The sequence below is a fragment of the Winogradskyella pulchriflava genome (genome assembly GCF_042434315.1).
In the GTDB taxonomy this organism is placed as follows: Bacteria; Bacteroidota; Bacteroidia; order Flavobacteriales; family Flavobacteriaceae; genus Winogradskyella; species Winogradskyella pulchriflava.
Genome location: NZ_JBHLTQ010000007.1, coordinates 199743 through 222975, shown reverse-complemented (window position 1 = coordinate 222975; position 23233 = coordinate 199743). Strand labels below are relative to the sequence as shown.

Annotated in this window: 20 protein-coding genes and 1 pseudogene; 14 read left to right on the top strand and 7 right to left on the bottom strand. The window is 33.2% G+C overall.

Annotation, left to right across the window (positions count from 1 at the left end):
* Positions 1–36: 36 nt before the first annotated feature.
* Both ACFFGA_RS14510 and ACFFGA_RS14505 read right to left on the bottom strand, forming a co-directional pair.
* Positions 37–261: a hypothetical protein gene (locus ACFFGA_RS14510; protein ID WP_386065062.1), complete on the bottom strand. Its 225-nt coding sequence runs from the start codon at positions 259–261 to the stop codon at positions 37–39.
* A 205-nt stretch (positions 262–466) separates the two neighbouring features.
* Positions 467–1246, bottom strand: a complete 780-nt coding sequence (locus ACFFGA_RS14505; protein ID WP_386065060.1) for an MBL fold metallo-hydrolase — start codon at positions 1244–1246, stop codon at positions 467–469.
* Between the two features lie 166 nt (positions 1247–1412).
* Here ACFFGA_RS14505 and ACFFGA_RS14500 point away from each other — a divergent pair, with 166 nt between their 5' ends.
* The 7 genes from ACFFGA_RS14500 (at position 1413) to ACFFGA_RS14470 (ending at position 10281) form a co-directional block, all read left to right on the top strand.
* Positions 1413–2753 (top strand): microtubule-binding protein, encoded by a 1341-nt coding sequence (locus ACFFGA_RS14500; protein WP_386065058.1) that lies wholly within the window; start codon positions 1413–1415, stop codon positions 2751–2753.
* A gap of 98 nt (positions 2754–2851) precedes the next feature.
* Entirely contained in the window at positions 2852–3895 is a 1044-nt protein-coding gene (locus ACFFGA_RS14495) for a hypothetical protein (protein WP_386065056.1), read from the top strand.
* Between the two features lie 161 nt (positions 3896–4056).
* Complete coding sequence (locus ACFFGA_RS14490; RefSeq protein ID WP_386065054.1) at positions 4057–6015, top strand: AAA family ATPase; 1959 nt, start codon at positions 4057–4059, stop codon at positions 6013–6015.
* Positions 6016–6071: 56 nt separating this feature from the next.
* Positions 6072–6653 carry an NUDIX domain-containing protein gene (locus ACFFGA_RS14485; protein WP_386065052.1) on the top strand — a complete coding sequence of 194 codons (582 nt, stop codon included), beginning with the start codon at positions 6072–6074 and terminating at the stop codon, positions 6651–6653.
* Between the two features lies 1 nt (position 6654).
* Entirely contained in the window at positions 6655–7890 is a 1236-nt protein-coding gene (locus tag ACFFGA_RS14480) for a DUF6638 family protein (RefSeq protein WP_386065050.1), read from the top strand.
* A 41-nt stretch (positions 7891–7931) separates the two neighbouring features.
* Positions 7932–8474, top strand: a complete 543-nt coding sequence (locus ACFFGA_RS14475) for a hypothetical protein (RefSeq protein WP_386065048.1) — start codon at positions 7932–7934, stop codon at positions 8472–8474.
* A gap of 112 nt (positions 8475–8586) precedes the next feature.
* Positions 8587–10281 (top strand): hypothetical protein, encoded by a 1695-nt coding sequence (locus ACFFGA_RS14470; RefSeq protein ID WP_386065046.1) that lies wholly within the window; start codon positions 8587–8589, stop codon positions 10279–10281.
* A 4-nt stretch (positions 10282–10285) separates the two neighbouring features.
* Here the strand turns inward: ACFFGA_RS14470 and ACFFGA_RS14465 are convergent, their stop codons facing one another.
* Both ACFFGA_RS14465 and ACFFGA_RS14460 read right to left on the bottom strand, forming a co-directional pair.
* Positions 10286–10750: a GNAT family N-acetyltransferase gene (locus tag ACFFGA_RS14465; RefSeq protein WP_386065044.1), complete on the bottom strand. Its 465-nt coding sequence runs from the start codon at positions 10748–10750 to the stop codon at positions 10286–10288.
* A complete protein-coding gene (locus ACFFGA_RS14460; RefSeq protein WP_386065042.1) occupies positions 10740–11756 on the bottom strand; it encodes a formimidoylglutamase in 1017 nt (338 codons plus the stop codon). Before ACFFGA_RS14460 ends, ACFFGA_RS14465 begins: the two co-directional genes overlap by 11 nt.
* A gap of 109 nt (positions 11757–11865) precedes the next feature.
* Here ACFFGA_RS14460 and ACFFGA_RS14455 point away from each other — a divergent pair, with 109 nt between their 5' ends.
* Entirely contained in the window at positions 11866–12753 is an 888-nt protein-coding gene (locus ACFFGA_RS14455; RefSeq protein WP_386065040.1) for a DUF8428 domain-containing protein, read from the top strand.
* 30 nt (positions 12754–12783) lie between these two features.
* On the opposite strand, the gene hutI is transcribed toward ACFFGA_RS14455, so the two are convergent.
* The 3 genes from hutI to fumC form a co-directional block, all read right to left on the bottom strand.
* Positions 12784–14052, bottom strand: coding sequence for an imidazolonepropionase (hutI, locus tag ACFFGA_RS14450; RefSeq protein WP_386065038.1), 1269 nt, complete (start codon positions 14050–14052; stop codon positions 12784–12786).
* Positions 14053–14149: 97 nt separating this feature from the next.
* Complete coding sequence (locus ACFFGA_RS14445; RefSeq protein WP_386065037.1) at positions 14150–15583, bottom strand: T9SS type A sorting domain-containing protein; 1434 nt, start codon at positions 15581–15583, stop codon at positions 14150–14152.
* Positions 15584–15663: 80 nt separating this feature from the next.
* Positions 15664–17061, bottom strand: a complete 1398-nt coding sequence (gene fumC / locus ACFFGA_RS14440) for a class II fumarate hydratase (RefSeq protein ID WP_386065036.1) — start codon at positions 17059–17061, stop codon at positions 15664–15666.
* 236 nt (positions 17062–17297) lie between these two features.
* Here fumC and ACFFGA_RS14435 point away from each other — a divergent pair, with 236 nt between their 5' ends.
* The 6 genes and pseudogenes from ACFFGA_RS14435 to ACFFGA_RS14410 all read left to right on the top strand — a co-directional run bounded on the left by ACFFGA_RS14435 (position 17298) and on the right by ACFFGA_RS14410 (position 23223).
* A complete protein-coding gene (locus ACFFGA_RS14435) occupies positions 17298–17801 on the top strand; it encodes a hypothetical protein (protein WP_386065035.1) in 504 nt (167 codons plus the stop codon).
* A gap of 289 nt (positions 17802–18090) precedes the next feature.
* Positions 18091–18795, top strand: coding sequence for an esterase family protein (locus tag ACFFGA_RS14430; protein ID WP_386065034.1), 705 nt, complete (start codon positions 18091–18093; stop codon positions 18793–18795).
* A 34-nt stretch (positions 18796–18829) separates the two neighbouring features.
* Positions 18830–19783: pseudogene (locus ACFFGA_RS14425) on the top strand (ATP-grasp domain-containing protein); the annotation flags it as partial.
* A 297-nt stretch (positions 19784–20080) separates the two neighbouring features.
* Positions 20081–21178, top strand: a complete 1098-nt coding sequence (locus ACFFGA_RS14420) for a carboxylate-amine ligase (protein WP_386065033.1) — start codon at positions 20081–20083, stop codon at positions 21176–21178.
* Positions 21179–21189: 11 nt separating this feature from the next.
* Positions 21190–22011, top strand: a complete 822-nt coding sequence (locus ACFFGA_RS14415) for a type 1 glutamine amidotransferase (protein ID WP_386065032.1) — start codon at positions 21190–21192, stop codon at positions 22009–22011.
* Positions 22012–22020: 9 nt separating this feature from the next.
* The gene (locus ACFFGA_RS14410) at positions 22021–23223 is read left to right on the top strand and encodes a hypothetical protein (RefSeq protein ID WP_386065031.1); all 1203 of its coding nucleotides are present in this window, start codon (positions 22021–22023) and stop codon (positions 23221–23223) included.
* Positions 23224–23233: the final 10 nt, after the last annotated feature.

Genomic DNA, 23233 nt, shown 5'->3' with positions numbered 1-23233 from the left:
TTTGCTGGCTTTTTTATTGTATATCTATTGTTTATTTTAATTGTCACCATACAAGTGTCCGCTAGCAAGTTCATCACCAGATTCTTCATAATCTCTAAAAGCATTAGTTTGCATTAGTTTTTTATTCTCTGATTTTAATTTGTACATTTTTATAATGGCAATGATTATAAAAACAAGAAATATAGAAGCTACGGCTATTAAAATCATAGTAAGTTGAGTGGTAGTCACTACTAAAGCCTTAGAGAGCAGGTTGATAGACATTTTTTTTACGGTTTAGAATTGGGTTCTATGGTGCTAATATAGAAAAAAACTAAATGATAATCACTTAATTTTAAATTATTTACAACATTTTATGTTAAATTTCATCGATTAAAAGTTGTTAAAGTCCGACAAACAGCACTGTTTTTCGGCAAAATAAGCGTTTTTAAAACTTATTAACAGTCAAAATTTTAACATATTAATAAAATTAATACCAATCCAATAGCAATACTTCAATAGACGTATTTCCTTCATTAACCAACGACTTAAATTTTTCTACATCACTTAACCCTTCGGTACCTCTGTAATGATAAGGATATACTTTTTTAGGTTTAAAATCTAACACGGCACTTGCGGCGCTTTCTACCGTCATTGTGTATGGTAAATTCATGCATACAAAAGCTTTGTCAATATTTTTTAAGTTACGCATTTCAGGAATGTCCTCAGTATCACCAGAAATGTATATGCGTTCTTCATTAATGGTAATTACATAGCCATTGCCTCTTTCTTTAGGGTGAAATTTTAATGCTTCTTCTCTTAAATTGTACATTGGAATGGCTTCAATTTTCACACCCTCAAAATCATATGAATCTCCATTGTTAAGGGTTACGATGGTTTCACAAATGTCATTTGGTAATTTTTCTGCTACAGCAGCAGGTGCAATAAGAGTCACTTCATTTATGTCTAAAGCCTCTAAAGTCTCAATGCTTAAATGGTCACCATGAATATCTGTAATTAATACTAAGGTCGGTTTTTTCTGATCTTTGAATGCGTCTTGTCCACCTGTAGGATCAATGTAGATAGTCTGGTCTTCAATTTCTAGAACTAAAGTACCATGCGAAATGGGCTTTACATCCACATTCGTTTTGGACATATTTATTGTCACCTCTTTTTTCGAGGTCACTACTTCAGTATTAGATTTTTCGTTTTTACAATTTAATGCTAGTATAACAATAAAGAATAAAAGCGCAATTTTAGATAGTTTCATATACGTTGTGTTTTCTATAAAGATATTGAAGAAGCTTTTATAATTAAAATGCTGTAACAATTTTATAACAATTACTACTCATAATTTAGTAAGCAAAGTTTTTATAGTCATAAAAAAATACCGAAATTGCTTATCCGAAATTTGTTCAACTAAATACACTACAAATATGTCTGATGATTTTGATTTATTAGAAACCAACTCACAAGAAAAAGCTGAAAAAGTCGATGTTAACTGGGGAAAAGCCATAGACCAAATGAAGTCTAAATTGGCTCAAGAAGATGATCCAGAAAGTCGTCAGAAAATATTAAATGCAACATTAGATAATGTTGTAGATATGGCAGAAAAAGATAGAACTACACTATTAGATGCCATTAAAGACTTAACAGATTACCAAGATGAAGTGGGTATTATGTTCGAAGGTTTCTCTGCTTTAAATGCAGCGGAACAAAAAGTTATTGACGATGCTGTTAAGCGTTTAGAGCGTGCTAAGGTTGAACTTGAAGATGCCAAAAATAAGCCAGATACATGGTGGAATAACCTTTGGGGAAGAAAAAGCAAAATTAGAGATGCAGAACAAGAGTTGCAATCAGCTCAAAAAGAACGCGATGCTGCAGATAATAAGGCAAAAGCAATGTTTCAACAACGTATTGAGACTGCAGATGTGCAAACCTTATTAAATGAATTGTCATTTAAGAGTCAAGCGGCAATCAAACGTTTAAAAGATAGAGAGCTCGAAATTAAAGAAGTTGAAGAAAGCCTAAAAACAGCAATTGTTGAGGCAAGTAACAACCACACTAAAGCATTAGAAAAGAAGAAAGAAGTAGAAGCTAAGCTTGAAGAGCAATATGCTTTGTTAAAACAGGCAAGACAAGCCTTAGAAGAAGTTGCTGATAAGCAATCTACTGAATATTCTGAGGCTTTAGAAAAAGTAACACAATTAGAGCAAAAAGTTGAAGAATTAGAAGGACTCAAAAATGCTTATACAACATTAGCGGCTTCTAAAGATAGCTTTGTTCACAAGCACAACTTAACAATAAAAGTATTAACCTCTTTACGTAGTAACTTACAAACTCATCGTGCTAAATTAAAGAGTGATACCGACGAAAGATTAAAGTATTACGATGGTTATGTTGTGGCATTAAAAGCACGTACAGACCAAGAATTTGCTGCAATTTTGGAACATTTAGGTGTTAAAACAGATGAGCATATTGGTGAAACTTTAGCTGCAATGCATACTGCAAGTGCTAAAGCACGTCAAGAAATGATGGATAACATTCCTGTACACGAAAAAGTAATGCAAGGTGTTTACGGAAGTTATGCTGAAGCTTTAAAGGATATTAGAGCAAAAGACGAAGAAATTCAAAAGAACTTTGCAGATCGTTATGGTATTGATATGAAAGAAATTTTTGACGAATATTACAAAGCAGATCCGAACGCACCTTCAGATGGTGGTGAACCAGCAGGTGAGCCAAAGCCAAAAGCTAATGATGACGATTTGCTCGGATAAAATCAGTAATAAGTATAAAGTAACAAGTCATTAGTTTTTAAGTTTCTAATAGAACTTGTTTGCTTTACACTTTGTACTAAATACTTATTACTAAAGACATGATTGTAACACCTCTAGATTCAGCCATACTAGATTCCAAAGAGCAATATGTGTTCTATCATAAAATGATAGACTTTACGCTAAAAGAATTGATAGTTGCTGTACAAGTAAAGCAAATACTAAACCAACAAGAAGTGTTGTTATTTAAACAATACTGTGATTTGTTGTTGTATTCTGTCGAAGCCATGCGTGTAAAATACATGTATGACGACGAAGAGAATATGAAGGTAGATTTAACCGATTCAGGTTTTCCAAACTATTTAGAGTTTCGTTATTTGTTTAATGATTTAGGATTACGAGAAGATTACTTAGGAAAGCTTACAGATGTAGAAACGCTTAAAGAAGAGTTTTTAGACACCTTAATGCGAAAAAAAGAACCAATTGCCAAACGCAAACTTTTTCAGGCATCATCAATTGTCTATTATACATCTGCTAAGAAAGAATATATCTTCAATCGCTTTGTTCAAGGTAAAATTATTAAAGCACCAGAAGGTTCAGCAGCAGAGCATTTGGTAAGTTGGAGCTTTTACGATGTGTCTCACAACAGACCATTTATTTGCTACATGTATTTTAATTACGATGGTAGAGATGTACAAGACTACAAATCTGAAATCTATACCGTATTAAAAAACACTTCGGATAGAGAAATGGCACTAGACACCATGGCTTACGCAATAGATAAACGTTTACCAAAAGTGTTTCCTAAGCTCATAAAACGTGTTGATTTAGGACCAATACATAATGTGTTTGCAAAGGACGAAAACAAAGTAACACATGCTATTTTGCAGAGTATTGCCAACAAGGAAATTCCTTTGGAATCGTATGCTATTTCATTTAAAATTGATGAACTAAGTTCTGGAAGCGAATTTAAAGAAGGTGGTTTTTTTAGTAAGCAAACCTTTCAACGGTGGAATCCAATGTTCAGACAAAGGTTTGTCTTTGCACCACATAGAATTATACAATTACTATATAATAAAACACCAGAAATTATGAATAAGTTGGCTTTGGCACCTATTCAAGTTTCTGAATTAAAAAATAAGTAGGTTTTCAGTACGCAGTGAGCAGTCAAGAAAGGAAACAATAGTTTCAACATAAAAGTGAAGAAATAGAAAAGCTCATCAATTACGTGATACAGAATCCTGAAAAATTTAAATAAGAACTATATCTGACTGCTTACTGCAGACTGATGACTGAATACTAAATAATGGAACACAACTCAACATTTCCAATAAAACAAAACGAACTAGACATGCTTCGCGATGAAGCTACATCTTATTTGAAATCAATTCAATGGGAACAAAGCCAACGCGCCAAAAACAGAGATAACGATGGTAAAGACGAATCTATTCTTTTGTATTTGTCAAGAGCTAATAATGGAAGTAATGTTAATGTAACTTCGGTTTCTAAGACGATTTTAGCCTTAAAAAAACGATTATTACCAGAGTCAGTAGCACTTCCAGTAAATCTAAATCATACGTTATTTGCGGTACAAGAAGCATTAACACTTGGAATTTGGATAAAAGATAGCTTTTACGATGCTTCAGGCTTATCAACGTTAAGCGAAAACAAATCGGCTTTAGATAGTTCAGGGAAAAGAGAATACGAAAGTAAAATGCACACCGCAACAGCATTCATGTTGTTTGCTACAGCTTATAAGGTATTACACGATTTAAAACCGCATGCTTCCGATGATTTATCTGTAATGAAACAGAAATTCGCAGGTATTCCAGAAGTGTCGTTTATGTCACCTTTAAAAGGAATTTCATGTCAACTGTTTTATTACGATAAGTATTTAGGGCATCAAGAAATAATCAAATCAGATAAGGATGTTATAGACTTTACCGTCGTTTATTTTGAAGCCTTAATTGACGAAATTCAATTGCGTAAAAGCAGTTTAGAATACACCGAAACCATTGCAGACAGAACCTACAAGCTAGAAAATAGCGATTTTGCAGTTTCCGGTTGGGAAAATGTGTTTCAAGGCACTGCAAAAAGTGTAGAGTTCAATAAAATACAATTCGAACAAATTGTTGGTAACAGAGATGCAAAGCATTTTGCACGTCGTTTAACAGAACGTATGTTAAGCTACGATTTTGAAGCCAAGAAAAATCCGTTTCAAGAATTAGGAGGTTTTATGCCAGTTTTTATGGGTTACGGAATTCCTGGAACAGGAAAAAGTATGCTCATTGCAGCTATTGCAACACGATTAAAGGAACATTCAGATAATTTAGATATTCCGTTTTTATTTCATCCAATGCCAGATACTTTGATTAGTACATTTCAAGGTGGTTCTGCCGAAAAAATGGTTGAATGGATGAAACCGTTGCAAGATCCTACTAAATTAATTTTCGCACCAATTGATGATGCAGAAAATAATCTGCAAGAACGTACAGCACAAGGTGTTTCTGCTGGTGTAAAGGAAGTAATAGGCGTATTTTTAAGATATACGGAAGGAGCTTACGCTGTTAATTATGGAAACAGCTCCATTGGTTTATTTACCAACTTACCAGAGATGTTAGATAAAGCGGTCATTTCTCGTGTGCAAGGTCGATTTAAAATTGATGGTGCACGTACAGAGCACGACTTTGTAGATCAGGATTACATTTGGTGGAATAAGTTAAAAAAGACCATGCCAGATTTCATAAATATGAATGATCCTGAGGTATATCAATACTTAGCAGACCAAGGTTTGGCAAAAAGTATGGGAGACATTCTCAATTTAGTAGAAAAGCCAACTGAAGAACGTGTGCACGAAACTTTTGATAAGGTTGAAAAGCTTCACGAAACCACAGACCATATGTTTTACGCTGCATTGTATAAAGAAATTCAGAAGATATTTCCGTTTTTCTCTTCTAGAGATGTGCGTAACATTCAATCAGCAATTTCATTGCGTTTAACAGATTTTGATTTGGAAGAAGATTGGTTTGAAAATCCTGATAAATATTTCAAAAAGGATTATGAGACCAAGTTTAATATGCTTCAAGAATTAATGAAAGCGAATATGAAAGGTTTGAATTTCTCAGATATTAGACGACAAGAAGTGATTCGTTATTTAGATAATGTAGCAACAATTGCAGATACCGACTTTAAACGAAAAGTTGATGCTAGAGTAAATCAATTAAATATTGAAACTGAAGCAAGAGAGCAGTTTGGGAAGAAATAAAAATGAGATACGATAGTCGTCATTACGAGAACGAGTATTGTAGGAGTGATATATAAATGAAAAGCCTAAAAAACATAAAAAAAACAATCCTTTCAAACGAATGGGCAACATTGCATAGAATTGATTACGATTACCAATTCAAAAATGGTAATTGGAAACGTTTATCACGCGAAACTTATAATCGCGGAAATGGCACAGCAATATTGTTGTTCAATCCAGATAAAGGAACTGTAATATTAACCAAGCAGTTTAGGATGCCAGCCTATGAGAATGATAAGAATGATGGCATGTCAATAGAAGCTTGTGCTGGTGCGATTGATAATAATGATAATGCTTTAGAGACCATAATTAGAGAAACAGAAGAGGAGGTTGGTTATAAAATTACTAACGCAAAACAGGTGCTTTCAGCATATACGTCACCTGGTGCACTAACTGAAAAGATGTATTTGTTTGTTGCAGAATATAGTGATGCAATGAAGATTAATGAAGGTGGAGGATTAGATAGCGAAGATGAAGAAATTGAAGTGATAGAGTTACCATTTAAGCAAGTTATTGAGATGGTTAAAAATGAAGAGATTATTGATGCAAAAACTATTATGTTGGTGCAATACGCTCAAATTAATAAGTTGATAGATTAAAATGCAGAAATTAAAACAAGCAAATCTATATAGAAGTGAGCTCATTCCTGTAAGCGGAAAATTGGTTGAGCGTTATAATAAATGCCTTAAAACATTAGGTTTTACAGAAACCAAACTCAAATCGTTTTCTATTGATGGAGTAGGTTGGAGTCCTGAGGTAGCAGAAGAAAAGAAAAACACACAATACCTTAACCATGGAGATGCCAATCCACATGGCATTATTATTTCGCCATTACAAAAAGGGAAGCCTGTGTATTTACCGTTTCATTCTTTCGATAGAGAGATGATGCAACATGTGTTTAGAACTCATGGGCAAAAGATTAATGATATTACTAGGGATTCAGCTATTTGTATCGATTTTGATCAAAATATTGATGTGTTTTACGAGCCGTTAGATGTTTTAAAATATGATGATGTAAATATTACTTTCAGATTGATAGATAATCTTGAAGACAAACAAAGAGAACAGTTAATGCTCGTTGACAAGTTTAAAACTGGAAATAATTTTATAGACGAAAACTTACATCAGCAATTATTAGACTCGGCTAAAACTTATGGTGATTTACGCAATAGGGATTTAAGTTTACATCCTTTGCATTTTTCCACAGGTTCATTTTACACACGTGCTTTTGAAGGTGTCTATCTACTTAGGGATTTCATTAAACCTATAGTAATTTTTGAAAATAAAGAGGTTTATAAAGAAGCCATAAAAGATACTATACACGATGTGCTGATTTATCATATAGCGCAACCAGAACTAATGGATAAACTCAAAGACCATATTATAATTCAGTGCGATTTAGAGTATATGGTAACCACACCAAACTACGAACGCATTAAAAAGTTCGAATTATTTAGTTTGCTGAAAGAAACGGAGCATCCTATAAAGGAGATTTTAGATAGTAAATCGTTATTTAAAAGTTACCTCAATAAAATAGATATTAACGCTCGTAAACAGGTTATGGGTGTGGAGTTGTACCTCGAAAAACTTGAACGAAGCAATGCCTATAAAATTGAAGATATGGTAAATCAATCTTTATACTTTGCCTTACATCAACCTCATTCATCATTATCCGCAGAACATAGAGATTTAATACACAAACTACTAATCAATATCGCACCAAAGGATGTATTATTCTTGTATTGGTATGATAAAGAGCAGTTTTATAAAAGTTATGAGACTTGGGACGATTCCTTTAAAGATTGGGTAATTGAGCGTATAAGTAACAATATTTAAGAATTTTAGACTAATTTTATAAGAACCTTAAACACAACATTATGGGAATAGAACTAGTAATATTTATAGCAGCCATTTTATTCGGAATATTTCTCTACTGGAGAGAATCTAACAGTAATAGTGTTTATCGATTTGTGAATAAAATAGTAAATAGTAAAGAGCTTCAAATGAGTCCTGATAATCCCAAAGGATTTGTTTTTAGGCAACCACTTTTACCTCGTATTATTTTTATTGTAAGTTTGGTTCTAGTAGCAGCTTTGATAGTAGAATTTCTGACACCAATCTCAGTATTTAGTAGTTATCCTGGTGTTTCAGCTTTTGCTTCATTTGCTGTAGGAACACTTTTAGGGACTTATGTGGCTAATTTTGTTATTAAAACATCTGAAGTTGTTGAAGAGAAAAGTGATTCTATTGGAGATATGGTCGATGATGTCGTTGAGAAAGGAAAAGACTTTATAGAAGATTTAAAGGCAAAAGAACCAAAAGTGGTTGAAGAAGCTAAAAAGGAAATTGAAAAGGAGCCTAAAGCTAAAATGAATGAAAAAAGTGCGCGTGACCGATTGAAAGATAAGGGTCTTATGTAAGTGTCATTACGAGTATTGAAATGACGAAGTAATCTTTTAATCGAAACTTTAACTAATAACAAACAAATTGCACATTCCGAAGCTTCGGGATTCGCAATGACAAATACTTACTATGATAAAATCATACTGGAACAAAGGAGCAAAGCAAAAACGAATTACCATTTTTGTAGCATTACTATTACTCATCCTTTTATTCTTTTTTAGGGACGACTACCAACCCGTTTTACTATTCTTAAGAAAGTATATTTTCGTAATTCTGTTAAGTGTTTTAATCTTGGTATTAGGTTTAAGAAAATTTAGAAAAACCGCAAGCACAGGTGCACGATTAGGTATTTTAGGATTATTGATTATATTTTTTGGAGTGCTGTATTTTTTTGGTTGGAATCAAGGATTATACGACTATATGAAAACTTACAATGTCTTCAATAGCTTAAATAAAGTTGAAATTAATGAACTTCCATTAACACAGAATGAACGTATTCAACCCTTGAGAAACATATACTCAATGGCAAATGAAAGTGTTGGTGAAACCAAAGATGTATCCTTGCCACATTTGGTAAGAATTGGCACAGAGAATAAATGGACTATGGCCATACAGCCTAGCGAAAAGTACGTTATGCAGCGTATTAGTGATAACACAGAGGAAGTATTTGCTGTAAGCAGTACAACACCATTTCCTAGGTTTTCTAATGAAAACCGTATAGATGTTACGTTTTCAATTGGCGAGTCCTTAAAATTCAGTAGAAATACCTACAATGCCGTTGTGCAACGCTTTAACCCTTGGATGTTGTTTAATTATGAACCAAGTGATACGTTTTACATGAAAAATGATGACGGCAATTGGGTAGAAGTGGTAAGTTTAATAAAATGGAAAGGCTTCTTTTTTCCATACCCAACCTTTGGTGGTGTAATGATAATTGATAGTGGCGAACACGATTTTAATGATTATATAGAACGTATTACCATTGGGAAAGGCACATTTGTACATCCAGATGAGATTAAAAATTATCCATTCTTAACAAAGCAAAATACCTTAGCTGAAGAGGTGTCTCAGTTACAAGCTGAATCTTTAAAATTTTTAGGTGGATTTAGTGATCCATTGCCTTGGAACATGGAAACTGCGGTGAAAATTCCTGTTATGCCAAAAGACCAAAATCAGCAACCTTATGTAACCGATTTTGATTTTTCAGGCTCAAATTCTGATGCTTATAGTGGATTGTATCATTGGTTTGGTTTAGAGCCAGTAGGTGATGAGCGTACCAGTTTAAGCTACAGTGTATTTATTCCTGCAGACGGAACAGATAAAATGTATTATTACGATCATGCTTCAAAAAAACAAGGTTATGCAGGTGTATCTGCAATGCCATTAAAAGTAAAGGAATCACGTAAAGAATACGATTGGAATGCCAGCACACCAGTTGAATTTAGACCTTATATAAAAGATATTGCCGGTAGAAAACGTATGTTTTTCTTAGGTACAATTTCTTCTATAAGTTCCACAGACGCACAACAATTTGATGGTTCTGCAACACCAGATTTAGTATTGATTGATAGCGAATATAGAGATGTAATTTGGATAGATGTTAAACATCCAAGCACTTGGGATGAAGAAGTGTATAAACAACTCAATGAGGCATGGAGAGCAAGTGAAGGCATTGGTTATTATTATAACGAAACACCAAAAGATGAAGACATTTTAGAACAACAAATGGACTCTATAATGCGTATTCCAAAGGTTAATGATAATTCTGAGCAAATTGAAGCACTGCAGCGTAAGTTAGATTCTTTGAAGGCTATTGAAAATTAAATGTTTAATATTCCATCAACATCTTAATATTACTACGCTTATATGGACTATCCTTTTCTAAATCCAATTCCTTAAAACCGTATTTTCTGTAAAGGTGTATGGCGTTTTCTAGTTTAGTGTTAGAGTAGAGTAGTAGTCCGTTTAGTTTTTTTGTTTTTCCAAAATCTACACAATGCTCTAATAATTGCTGACCTATTTTTTGGCCACGTTCTTCTGGTAATACGGCCATTTTGGTTAATTCCAAAATACCAATTTCTTCAGTGGGCATTAGGGCAACAGTGCCAACCACCTTATCTGCTTTCATAGCAAAAAAGATATAACCACCTTTATTAATAATGTAAATATCTGGTTTGCTTAAAACTTCTTCGTCAAAAGGTTCTACGTAGAAAAATGTTTGCAACCATTCTATATTCAAATCGTAGAAGTGCTTAGCGTAGTTATGATTGTAGTCAATAATTTTAATTGCCATGTGCTCTTATAAAATCTGTTATAAGGTATGTGATGAGTTTTCCAACTTTAGTAGCAGTCTTGTTTGTTGGTGCTGCTTCGCATATATGCAAATAGCAGGTGTTTTCGTGCTGTCCAAAGTGGTTTACAAATTGTCTGGCTTGTTTTACACTAAATCCGCTTGGTGTCATTGCACTGCTAGGTATGTTTTCAATGGCATCGCAATCTATTTCTATACCGAAATTTTTGCTAGATATATGGTTTAAAGCAACATCTAATTCAGAATTAAAATCTAACTCATTCCTAACTTCAATAGCTTCGTAAGTATTGTATTTTATATGCTTTACTTTCTTTAATGTTTTAAGAAGGTTATCTGACGAATAGTTTTCATGCAAACCAAAAACAAAATAACTCTTTAGAAAACCTTCAGCAAAAGCATAACTAAAACCATTGCCGCTATGTCTGCCTTCTTCTGCTCTAAAATCGGAATGCGCATCAAAATTTATAACGTTTATCTTACTGTTCTTAGCTAAAGCACTTCCTTTTATATTGCCGTAAGCGTTGTTGTGTCCACCTCCAATAATGATCGGAATTTTCCCAGCCTTAACAATAGAAGAAACAATATGCGTTACATCCTTATCTATGGTTTCAACAAATGTTCGTGCTCCATTAATATGCTTCTTTTTTGACGCATCTAAAGCTGTCATGGTTTCTCTTTCAGGATACTCTAAATGACCTAATACCAATACCTGTTTTGCATTTGTAAAGCCATTACTTTGAATATTTAACAAAACTTTTATTACAGCATCCCAAGCTTTGTAAGTGCCTGAATTTCCATAGTTTGCATAAACGCCAACATCTTCAGATATACCAAAAATTACATACTTAACATCTAAATTAACAATATCATCGTATATGTTAGTGAGGTTAGGTAATAACTGAATATGTTCTCCAAATTTTGATTCACCTTTACGTTTCTTTAAAAGATGTTGTTTTTCTTTTTCTGTAAATAGTTTAAGATTTTGCATTTGGAAAATTTATAATACTAGAATAAAAGTACAGCTTTATTTAGTTATTTTAATCTCAAATTAAATTAAAAAAATAAGTATTAACAATAACTTAAAAAACACACAATTTATGGAAGGTTCACAAAAAACAAGTACTGGATTAAAAGTTGGATTAGGTATTTTATTGGTTTTATTTTTAGGAACTGCTTTTATGGCTTCTAAATTATATAACGATAAGAAAGAAACAGAAAAAACCTTAGTTACTGAAAAGCAACAAGTAATGAACGATTTAAGCAATATGGCTAAACAATACGATGAAGCTATTGCTGAAAGCGAAATTAAAAATCAAGATTTAGTAGCTGCAAGAGAGCGTATTCAAGGCCTAATGGACTCTTTAAAAGTATCTCAAAATAGCGTAAATAGCTTATGGAGATACAAAAAGAAATTTTCTGCTTTACAAGAGGAAATGGATATTTTACTTGCCGAGAACGATCGTTTAAAAGTTGAAAACGAGTACTTAGCAACATCTTTAGACAGTACTCAAGTACAATTAGCAGAGCGTACAGTTTTTACAGATTCTCTTTTAGTACAAAACACAGAATTGGCTACAGTTGTTAAAGATGCATCTGCATTACAAACTGTTGGTTTAGTAGGTATGGGTGTTATTGAAAGAAGTAGTGGTAAGCAAATACCAACAGAGCGTGCAAGACGAAGTGATAAACTTAAAATCTGCTTTACTGTTGCAAAGAATGCATTAGCAGATGCAGGTGATAAGGAACTATATGTTCAGGTAATTGATCCTAAAAACAATGTGTTAGGTTCTAATGACCAATTAGAGTTTGAAGATCAAGTTTTAAACTATAGTTTAATTAGCCGTTTTAATTACGAAAATAGAAACTTAAATATTTGCGAATACGTCTCTGTACCAAATGATTCAAAATTTGAGGAAGGACGTTATAAAGTAAATGTTTTTAATGATAAAGAGTTGATTTCTTCTTCAGAATTCGTTCTGAAATAAGAATTGATTATTTGATTGATTGATTGATAGTTAAATCCGGAAGTTCTCTTCCGGATTTTTTATGTTTTTAAGTTGTCCGTTTAGAATCACCTGCTCAACAGGGTTATGCGCAAAAGCATAAGGGATTTCACTATAGTGATCTAGAGGTTTGGTTATGATTAGGTTTGCTTTTTTTCCTCTTGTAATGCTACCGTACATATTGCTTATTCTCATAGCATAAGCTCCATTTATTGTTGCTGCATTAATGGCTTCTTCTGGTGTCATTTTCAGTTTTACACAAGCAGCACTAACAACAAAATTCATATTGCCACTTGGTGCTGAACCAGGATTATAGTCTGTAGCAATGGCTAATGGTAATCCAGCATCAATAAGTTTTCTCGCAGGTGTATACGGAATACTCAAAAAATACGAGCAGCCTGGTAATGCCACAGGAATTGTATCGCTTCCTTTTAAAGCTTCGATATCAGCTTCGTTAAGTTCTTCTAAATGATCTACTGATAACGCATTGTATTTTACTCCCAAAGCAATGCCACCTAGAATATTAAATTGATTCACATGGATTTTTGGTCTAAACTTATGTTTTAATCCAGCTTTTAAAATGGCTTCAGTGTCGTCAATATCAAAATAACCTTCTTCACAAAAAACATCAATAAAATTTGCAATATTTAATTCCGAAGCTTGTGGAATAAGTTTTTCTGTAATAAGTTTTATGTATGCATCCTTATTAGCTCTATATGCTTCAGGAATGGCATGTGCAGCCAATAGTGTAGGAGTGATTTTTGCCAAGCTCTCTTGCTTTATACGTTTTATAACACGTAACATTTTAAGTTCGGCTTCAACGGTTAGTCCATAACCTGTTTTAATCTCAAAAGCTCCAGTTCCCATTTTTATGAGTTCTTCCATACGCTTTGTAGATTGGTTATATAAATCTTCTTCAGAAGTATTTTGAAGTAATTTGGCCGAGTTTAAAATACCTCCACCACGATTTGCAATTTCTGCATAGGTTAATCCATTAATTCTATCTACAAACTCAGAGGTTCTATTACCTGCATATACAATATGTGTATGAGAGTCGCACCAAGAAGGTAACACAATTTTGCCTGTAGCATCAATCGTTGTTTCGGCTTCGATACCATCACAATCTTCCATTTTCCCATACTCAATAATTGTATCGTTATCTATATACACATAAGCATCTTCAATAATTGGGAGCGTTTTCATTGCTTCACCTTTTACAATGGTTACATTAGAATCGTGAACTTGAAGGAGTTGCTTAATATTGATTATAAGTATAGACATAAAGTTAGCTTTTTGTAAATATTATCATTTTTTTGAATAAAAAAAAACGCTAGTAAAATGAAACTAGCGTTTTGATACTATTTTATTGTTGAGAAATTTACTCTTTGATGAATTTTGAAGTTAATTCATTATTTATTTTTAAAGTATAAATTCCATTTGATAATTCAGAAACATTAAGGGCTTCACCATTATTTAAGGTTTTTTGTGCCACACGTTTCCCTAAAATATCATAGATAGATACTTGGATTGATGCCGTATTAAAACCTTCAAAATTCAGAAAATCTTTTGTTGGATTTGGAAAAATCTTAATTCCGGTTTTATCAAAATCATTTATTTCTAGAGTTTCGTATTTATTTTCAATATATGCTAGTGAGTCAGAACCATATTCACAGCTTGCAATGTCTAAATCTCCATCATTGTCATAATCTGCAATATTGTAAACAAAAACTTGTTCTAGTGTGTTATCAATAGTTTGTTCTGGTCCAAAACTTCCACTTCCGTTATTTTTATACCAAACTAAATCAATAGAACCAGCTAAAGCACCGTGGCTTAGAACGATATCATCTATATTGTCATTGTCTACATCTTTAACCTGTGCGACTGATGGATTACTAGATGAAGGATTAAAAGCTATTTCGGTAAATCCTGCGCCATTATCTTCATACCAATACAAATTCCCAGTTGATGGAGAACAAAATCCACAGGAAATTTCGGTTGCAAGTATATCTAAATTTGAATCACCATCTAAATCCACAAAGTTAGCATTGAAAATACCTACTTTTCCTGTTGCAACAGACGTTGCATCTTTTGTAAAAGCTACAGTACCTCCAGGAATCAAGTCATTTCTAAAAATTTCAATTACATCACCACTATAGGCTGCTGTCGCTATCACAGCATCTAAATCACCATCACTATCAATGTCTTTCATGTTTATAACGCCTGGTGAAGAAAGTGTATTGTCAATTGTTGTGGGACTAGTAAAGTTTCCAGAGCCGTCATTAGAAAACCATAAAACGTGGTTGTCAACTAAAGCTGTTACAGCAATATCAGGTGTGCTACCAGAATCTATAGTTCCAATAAAGAGTCCGCTCATACCAGAATAAGCATCAGTAATTAACTGTTCTGCGCCAAAATTCCCTGAGCCATCATTTGTAAACCACACAAGTTTTGAGTTTGCTCCATAACTACCTGTGTAATTACCAAAACCTACTGCAATGATATCCTTATAAGTATCATTATTTACATCAAAGAGCTTTATTCCAACAATATTGACTAAGGTATTAGTAATAGCAGGTTGTTCTACAAATGTTCCGTCACCATTACCTTTGTACCATACTAAGATATGATCGGTATCAGTACCAACTAAAATATCTAAATTGCCATCGCCATCTATAAAGTCTGATGCAATTGTATATGGGTTGTTACCGGTTGCATCATCAATATTTGTCATTGATTTTTCCCAAACTGTTTGAGAATTTGTCAAATTGATAAGGAAAAATATTGAAAATAAAGCGAGTAAAGTTTTTTTCATAGTTTTAGTTTTTATTAAGTACTAAGATATCAATTATATTCGAATTACGTATTTTATCGATAAAAAATAGCATTTTGTCGCTATTTTAAACTACCAACCATGTCTTCTGGTTTTACCCATTCATCATAATCTTCAGCAGAAACATAACCTAGGTTAATTGCTTCTTCTTTTAGAGTTGTTCCGTTTTTATGTGCTGTATTGGCGATTTCTGCAGCTTTATAATATCCGATTTTGGTATTAAGAGCAGTAACCAACATTAATGAATTGTTCAACAATTGTTTAATGACTTGGTGGTTAGGTTCAATACCTACAGCACAATTTTCATCAAAACTCACACAAGCGTCACCTATTAATTGTGCAGATTGTAAAATATTAGCAGCCATCATAGGCTTAAAAACATTAAGTTCATAATGACCTTGAGTACCACCAACGGTAACTGCTACGTCATTACCCATAACCTGTGCGCAAACCATCGTTAAAGCTTCGCATTGTGTTGGATTTACTTTTCCTGGCATAATAGAACTTCCAGGTTCGTTTGCAGGAATAATAATTTCTCCAATTCCAGAACGTGGACCAGAAGCCATCATTCTTATATCATTGGCAATCTTATTAAGAGCAACAGCAAGTTGCTTTAATGCTCCATGCGTTTCTACAATAGCATCATGTGCTGCTAAAGCTTCAAATTTATTTTCTGCGGTTACAAATGGTAAGTCTGTAAATTCTGCAATGTATTTTGCAACTAAAACATCGTAACCTTCTGGTGTGTTAAGTCCTGTTCCTACAGCAGTACCGCCTAATGCTAATTGACTAAGATGCGATAATGTAGATTGTAAGGCTTTTAATCCATGATCTAATTGCGATACATAACCAGAAAATTCTTGACCAAGAGTCAGTGGAGTAGCATCCATTAAATGCGTACGACCAATCTTTACAACAGTATTAAATTCAATAGATTTTTTATGTAAAGTATTACGCAATTGAATAACACCAGGAATCGTAGTTTCTACCACTTTTTTATAGGCTGCAATATGCATACCAGTAGGGAAGGTGTCATTTGAAGACTGCGACTTATTGACATCATCGTTTGGTTGAATTGTCTTTTCTCCTTCACCAATAACATGTCCGGCAATTTGGTGTGCGCGGTTAGCAATTACTTCATTAACATTCATGTTACTTTGCGTACCAGAACCTGTTTGCCAAATGACTAAAGGAAATTGGTCATCGTGTTTGCCTTCCAAAATTTCATCGCAAACCTGTGCTATTAAGTCTCTTTTTTCTTTTGTTAATACACCAAGCTCACAATTGGTATAGGCTGCAGCCTTTTTAAGGTATGCAAAACCATAAACTACCTCTAAAGGCATAGATGCAGGTGCACCAATTTTAAAATTATTACGAGAACGTTCTGTTTGCGCTCCCCAAAGTTTATCGGCAGGTACTCTAACCTCGCCCATAGTGTCTTTTTCTATTCTGTAAGTCATAAGAAATCTAAATTTTATAGCATTGCAAAATTACTGATTTTGTTAGTCTTTTAGAATTGAAAATTGGCTTTTATTTTAATAGTTTTAAAGTATGAACGTTAATAAGTTATGAAGCGTTAAAATAAAGAACGTATTGGCTTTATGACTTCTAAAAACTAACTTTGCTTGAGGGTTGGTATAAGTTGTTGTAATAGGACTTGTATTATTAAAATTGTGTGTAATTAAAAGGAATATTCGTGAGAAAGATTTTTAATCTTATTTTATTAATTTTTTTCTTATTTTCTTGTAGCCAGATAAAAAAGAAAAAGACTGATGAGAAAACTAAAATTAATGCTTTAACAAAGCAAACTGATTTATTTGAATTTAAGATACCTGATACAATATCTCTTGGAAAGCATATTGGAAGGATTACTAAATATAAGCGGAATAAAAAACCAAATCATGAGTATTTATTATCGGTAATTGTGACAAACCAATATCAAAATTCAAAAATCAAAATTGATACTTTTAGCAATGGAACTTTAAATCCATTTTTTGGTATAAATGGATTTAAAACTGGAAATCAAGAAATTAAATTAATCATTGAAGAACAAATTCTTGAACCTTATGAAAAAGACAAAGATTCTTTCTTGGGTATAACAAAACTGCACCATGAATATAAGGTTCGAATTACAATTATTGATAAAGAATATCTATCTAAAATTGAAAAAGAGTTACTAACTGAATTTAAAAATGAGTAAAACAACTACTCAAATAACGTGCATAACTCAATATGACTAAACTTCTACTAGGAAACTCAATCTTTTAGCATAACAAAATACTCCAAAAAATCATAAAACAATCCCATCAAAAAACAGTGATTTTCAATTTTTTAAAGCTGCCTATTTAATTTTTTTGTTCCGAAAACGATATAGTTAATAATATTCCTTAAATTAAGTCTGTATTTGCTGTAATAACTTGCACAGATTGAATGGAATAGTATAATTTTGCATACTTAAATCTTAAATTAACCAACTAATAATTAAAGTATTGAAAGAAGAACATTTCAAATGGTATTCACCAACACTTAGCAAGGATATAGAAATGCTTGTTTTTGGCCATGCAGGCTATCCTGTGATTTTATTCCCAACTACGATGGGCAAACACAATGAATGTAGAGATATGGGACTTGTAGAATCTGTAAGATGGTTTGTAGAGCAAGGCTTGGTGCAAATTTACTGTCCAGATAGTATTAATGAATTAAGTTGGTATAATAAGAATATTCATCCTGCAGACCGTGCTAAAAACCACGCATGGTATGATGAGTTTGTAATGAACGAACTTGTAAATAAAATATGCCATGAAAAAGGATTGCAAAAGGTATGTGTGGCAGGACCTAGTTTTGGTGGCTACCAAGCTGCTAACTTTGCATTCAGACATCCAGAACGCGTAAGCCATATGTTTAGCATGAGTGGCTCGTTTGATATAAAATCTTTTGTAGATGGTCATTACGACGATAATGTTTATTTTAATAATCCTGTAGATTACTTACCAGACTCTAATCATCCAGATTTATGGAATATGAAGATTGTTCTTGGAGTAGGAGAATGGGATATCTGTTTGGATGCAAACAAGAGGTTAGCCAAAATATTATCAGATAAAAACATACCTTTTTGGTATGATGAGCGTAAATGGGCAGAACACGATTGGCCAATATGGAAACAAATGTTTCCACATTATTTATCTAAACTTTAAAATCAAAAACAAGCAACTATCAACTAACTAAAATATTATGAGAAAAATAGGAATATTATTTGGGCAAGAAAACACCTTTCCTTGGGCATTTATCGATCGTGTAAATGAAAAAATTAAGCAGCAAGGTATTAAGGATATGATTGCTGAAGCTGTATCTATTGATGCTGTTGAACAAGCAAAATCTGATGAATATGCTGTAATTATTGACAGAATTTCCCAAGATGTACCATTCTATAGAGCATATCTTAAAAATGCTGCTATTACTGGTACTGCTGTAATCAACAACCCATTTTGGTGGAGTGCAGATGAAAAGTTTTTTAACAATGCATTGGCTGAATCTATTGGAGTGCCAGTTCCTAAAACATTCATTTTGCCGACATCGCATCGTCCGCCAGATACAGATGAAAATTCTTTTAGAAACATGAAATTTCCTTTTAATTGGGAAAAAATGTTTGATACTATAGGCTTTCCTGCCTATATGAAACCACATGATGGTGGAGGATGGAAAAGTGTTTATCGTGTTGAAAATCCTGATGATTTATGGGCAAAGCATGGTGAAACTGAAAATCTAGTAATGATGCTTCAGGAAGAAATTAATTTCACGGAATATTTCAGATGTTATGTATTAGGTACAGACAATGTACATATTATGCAATATGAACCTCGAAATCCACATCATTTAAGATATGTTATTGACGGACCACCTGTGGATAAGAAAATATTAGATTTAGTAGAAAACTACTGTATCAAACTAAATAAAGCTTTGGGTTACGATTTCAATACCGTAGAGTTTGCGGTTAGAGATGGTGTACCTTATGCTATTGATTTTTGTAATCCTGCGCCAGATGCAGATATTCATTCTGTAGGACAGGAAAATTTTGATTGGATTGTTGAGAATGCTGCTAATATGGCTATTGAAAAAGCAAAACAATACAAAAAAGGTAAAATGAACCTTACTTGGGGAACTTTTGTAAAAGATCAAATTGCAGCACCAAAAGCAGCGGTTAAAAAAGCTCCTGCCAAAAAAGCTGTAGCCAAGAAAGCAACAGTAAAAAAGGCTCCGACTAAAACAGTTGCAAGTAAAAAAACTACAGCAACTAAGGTAGCGGCAAAAAAGCCAGCAGCTAAAGCTAAAACGGTAGCAAGCAAGAAAACAACAGCGACAAAAGCAGCGACTAAAAAAGCTCCAGCCAAAAAAACGGCGATGAAGTCAAAATCTACAAAGAAGTAGAGGTATAACCTAATGGGTTAAAATAGTTAGTTTTAAATGAACCATTCATAAAATATGGAGTTTACATTAGGTATTGAAGAAGAATATCAAGTTATCTGTCCAGAAACGAGAGAGCTTGTATCTCATGACCAAAAAATTGTTGTAGAGGCTGCCAAAGTATTGGGTGAGCAAGTTAAGGCAGAAATGCATCAAGCTGTAGTAGAAGTTGGTACCAATATCTGCCATAACATTACAGACGCTAGAAAGGAGATAAAACATCTTCGTAAATCAATATCTAGTATAGCTAATGATTTAGGATTTAATATTGGAGCAGCTGGTACACATCCATTTTCTGCGTGGCAAAAACAATTGTTGACACCAAATCCTCGTTATGATCAAATTATTAACGAATTGCAAGATACTGCTCGTTCTAATTTAATTTTTGGATTACATGTACACGTTGGGATTGCAGATAGGGACTTAGCACTTCATATTACCAATGCAATGCGCTATTTTTTACCGCATTTGTATGCTTTATCAACCAATTCACCATTTTGGGAAGGTAGAAACACAGGCTTTAAATCCTTTAGATCTAAGGTGTTTGATAAATTTCCAAGAACAGGAATTCCTGGTATTTTTGATAACTATGCGCAGTACACTAACTATATTGATACTTTGGTAAAGACCAACTGTATTGATAACCCTAAGAAAATTTGGTGGGATATTCGTATCCATCCTGTTTTTCCAACATTAGAAGTTCGCATTTGCGATGTACCAATGACCTATGAGGAAACTTTGAGCATTGCTGCGTTAATACAAGCATTGGTTGCTAAACTTTATAAGTTAAAAACCCAGAATTTAAATTTCATTACGTACCATAGAGCACTTATCAACGAAAATAAATGGAGAGCGAGTCGTTATGGATTAGATGGTAAAATGATAGATTTTGGTAAACAAATCGAAGTTGATACCAAAGTATTAATGCAAGAATTACTCGATTTTATTGACGATGTCGTAGATGATCTTGGCTCTAGAAATGAAGTTGAGAATGTTAAAAACATGATGAAGAACGGCACAGGAGCAGATCGTCAATTAGAAATATTTAATAAAACACAAGACCTCACTAAAGTAGTAGATTACATTGTAGAACAAACGACTTTAGATATTGATTAACCTACTAAAATATGATGAAAGAAAAAGTGAAATTGGCTATTTTAGATATGAATAATGGCGAACCCAATCAAGGGTTACGCTGTATTTCAGAAATTGTTCAAACATTTCATAGTGATATTGACTACAAAATTTATGACGTAAGGACTAAGGGTGAAATTCCAGATACGACTTACGATATTTATATTTCAAGTGGTGGTCCAGGAAGTCCATTAGAAGAGGAAGCCTGGAGACAACCGTATTTGAAGTTAATGCAAAACCTTTGGGATTTCAATAAAACTACCTCAAAGGATCAAAAGAAACATGTGTTTTTTATATGCTATTCGTTTCAGGTTATTTGCGATTATTTTCAACTAGGTGAACTAAAACCAAGACGAAGCACTTCCTTTGGGATTTTGCGCGTGCATAAAACCAAAAAAGGACATAACGACCTTATTTTAAAAGACTTAAACGATCCGTTTTATGCAGTTGATTCTAGAGATTGGCAATTAATACAACCAAAATTAACGGTCTTTAAAAAGCATGGTGCCACCATATTAAGTTTAGAAAAAATTAGAACTCATGTAGAGTTAGAGCGTGCTATTATGGCTGTTCGTTTTTCTGAAGAATTTGTGGGTACACAGTTTCATCCAGAAGCAGATCCTGTAAGTATGGAAGCCTACTTTAAGCTCGAAGAAAACAAAAAAGTAGTGATAGAAAGTTTTGGTGAAAAAAAATATAACCAAATGATGGATAGAGTTGATGATCCAGATAAGTTGGTTATGACCTATGAAACCATTTTGCCAGGATTTATAAAAAATGCGTTAAAGCAGAGAAAGCAACCCATAATGTCATAATTTTTAAAGATGATATATAACCATCGTAAGACATATAATTCTAATTATTCTGAAGAAAAATATCAAGCCTTACTAGCTGATGTTAATACCTCATATAATTATAAGGTGCCATTTAAGATTGCTGAAACTCCTGTTTTTATTCCAAAGGAATTGAAAACAAAGTTGGTTGAAGCTTGTGAGGACATCATGAGTATTATTAACAAACCTAACTTTAAAAAACTTACTGATGGTGCTTTTTTCGACGAGAATACTATTGTTCCCAATGAAGATGAGCATTCAAAATTCATACAGTTAGATTTCGGAATTTGTAAAGATGCTAATGAGAGCCTTGTGCCTAAACTTATTGAATTACAAGGATTTCCATCATTGTATTTTTTTCAGGAATTGTTAGGTAGCAAGTATCGTGAGTATTTTGGTGAATCAATTCCAAAAGATTTTTCACAGCATTTAAATGGTATGACCACTGATGAATATGTGGAACTTTTAAAACGTGAAATAGTTGGAGACACAGATCCTAAACAAGTAATTTTGTTAGAGATTGAACCAGACCAACAAGCTACAGCTATAGATTTTTATGCTACAGCAGCAAAACTCGGCATCAAAGTGTTGTGCATAACCCAACTTAAGAAAAGAGGAAAAACACTCTTTTATTTAGATGATAATGGAGCAGAAGTAGAAGTTTTAAAAATATACAACCGTATTATTTTTGATGAACTACACCAACGTACAGACCTTAAAACCGAATTTAGTTTTCAAGATGAAATTGATGCAGAATGGATTGGTCATCCCAATTGGTTTTACAGAATAAGTAAATATACTATGCCTTTGTTAAAGGGTGATTATGTGCCAAAATCGTACTATTTAGATAAGTTAGAAGAAATTCCAACCGATTTAGAAAATTACGTTTTAAAACCGTTGTATTCCTTTGCTGGTGCTGGAGTGCAGATACATGTTACGCGAGAAATGATTGATAGGATCACTAACAAATCTAACTACTTATTACAGGAAAAAGTAGCGTATGCACCTGTTATTGAAACCATGGATGTGCCAGCAAAATGTGAAATTAGAATGATGATGCTCCACAACTCTAAAACCAACAAAACCGAAATTGTAAGTAACCTTATACGTCTAAGCAAAGGTGAAATGGTTGGTGTAAAGTATAACAAGGATAAAACTTGGGTTGGTGGTAGTACTGGTTTTTTTGAGGGATAGTCTCAAAGCT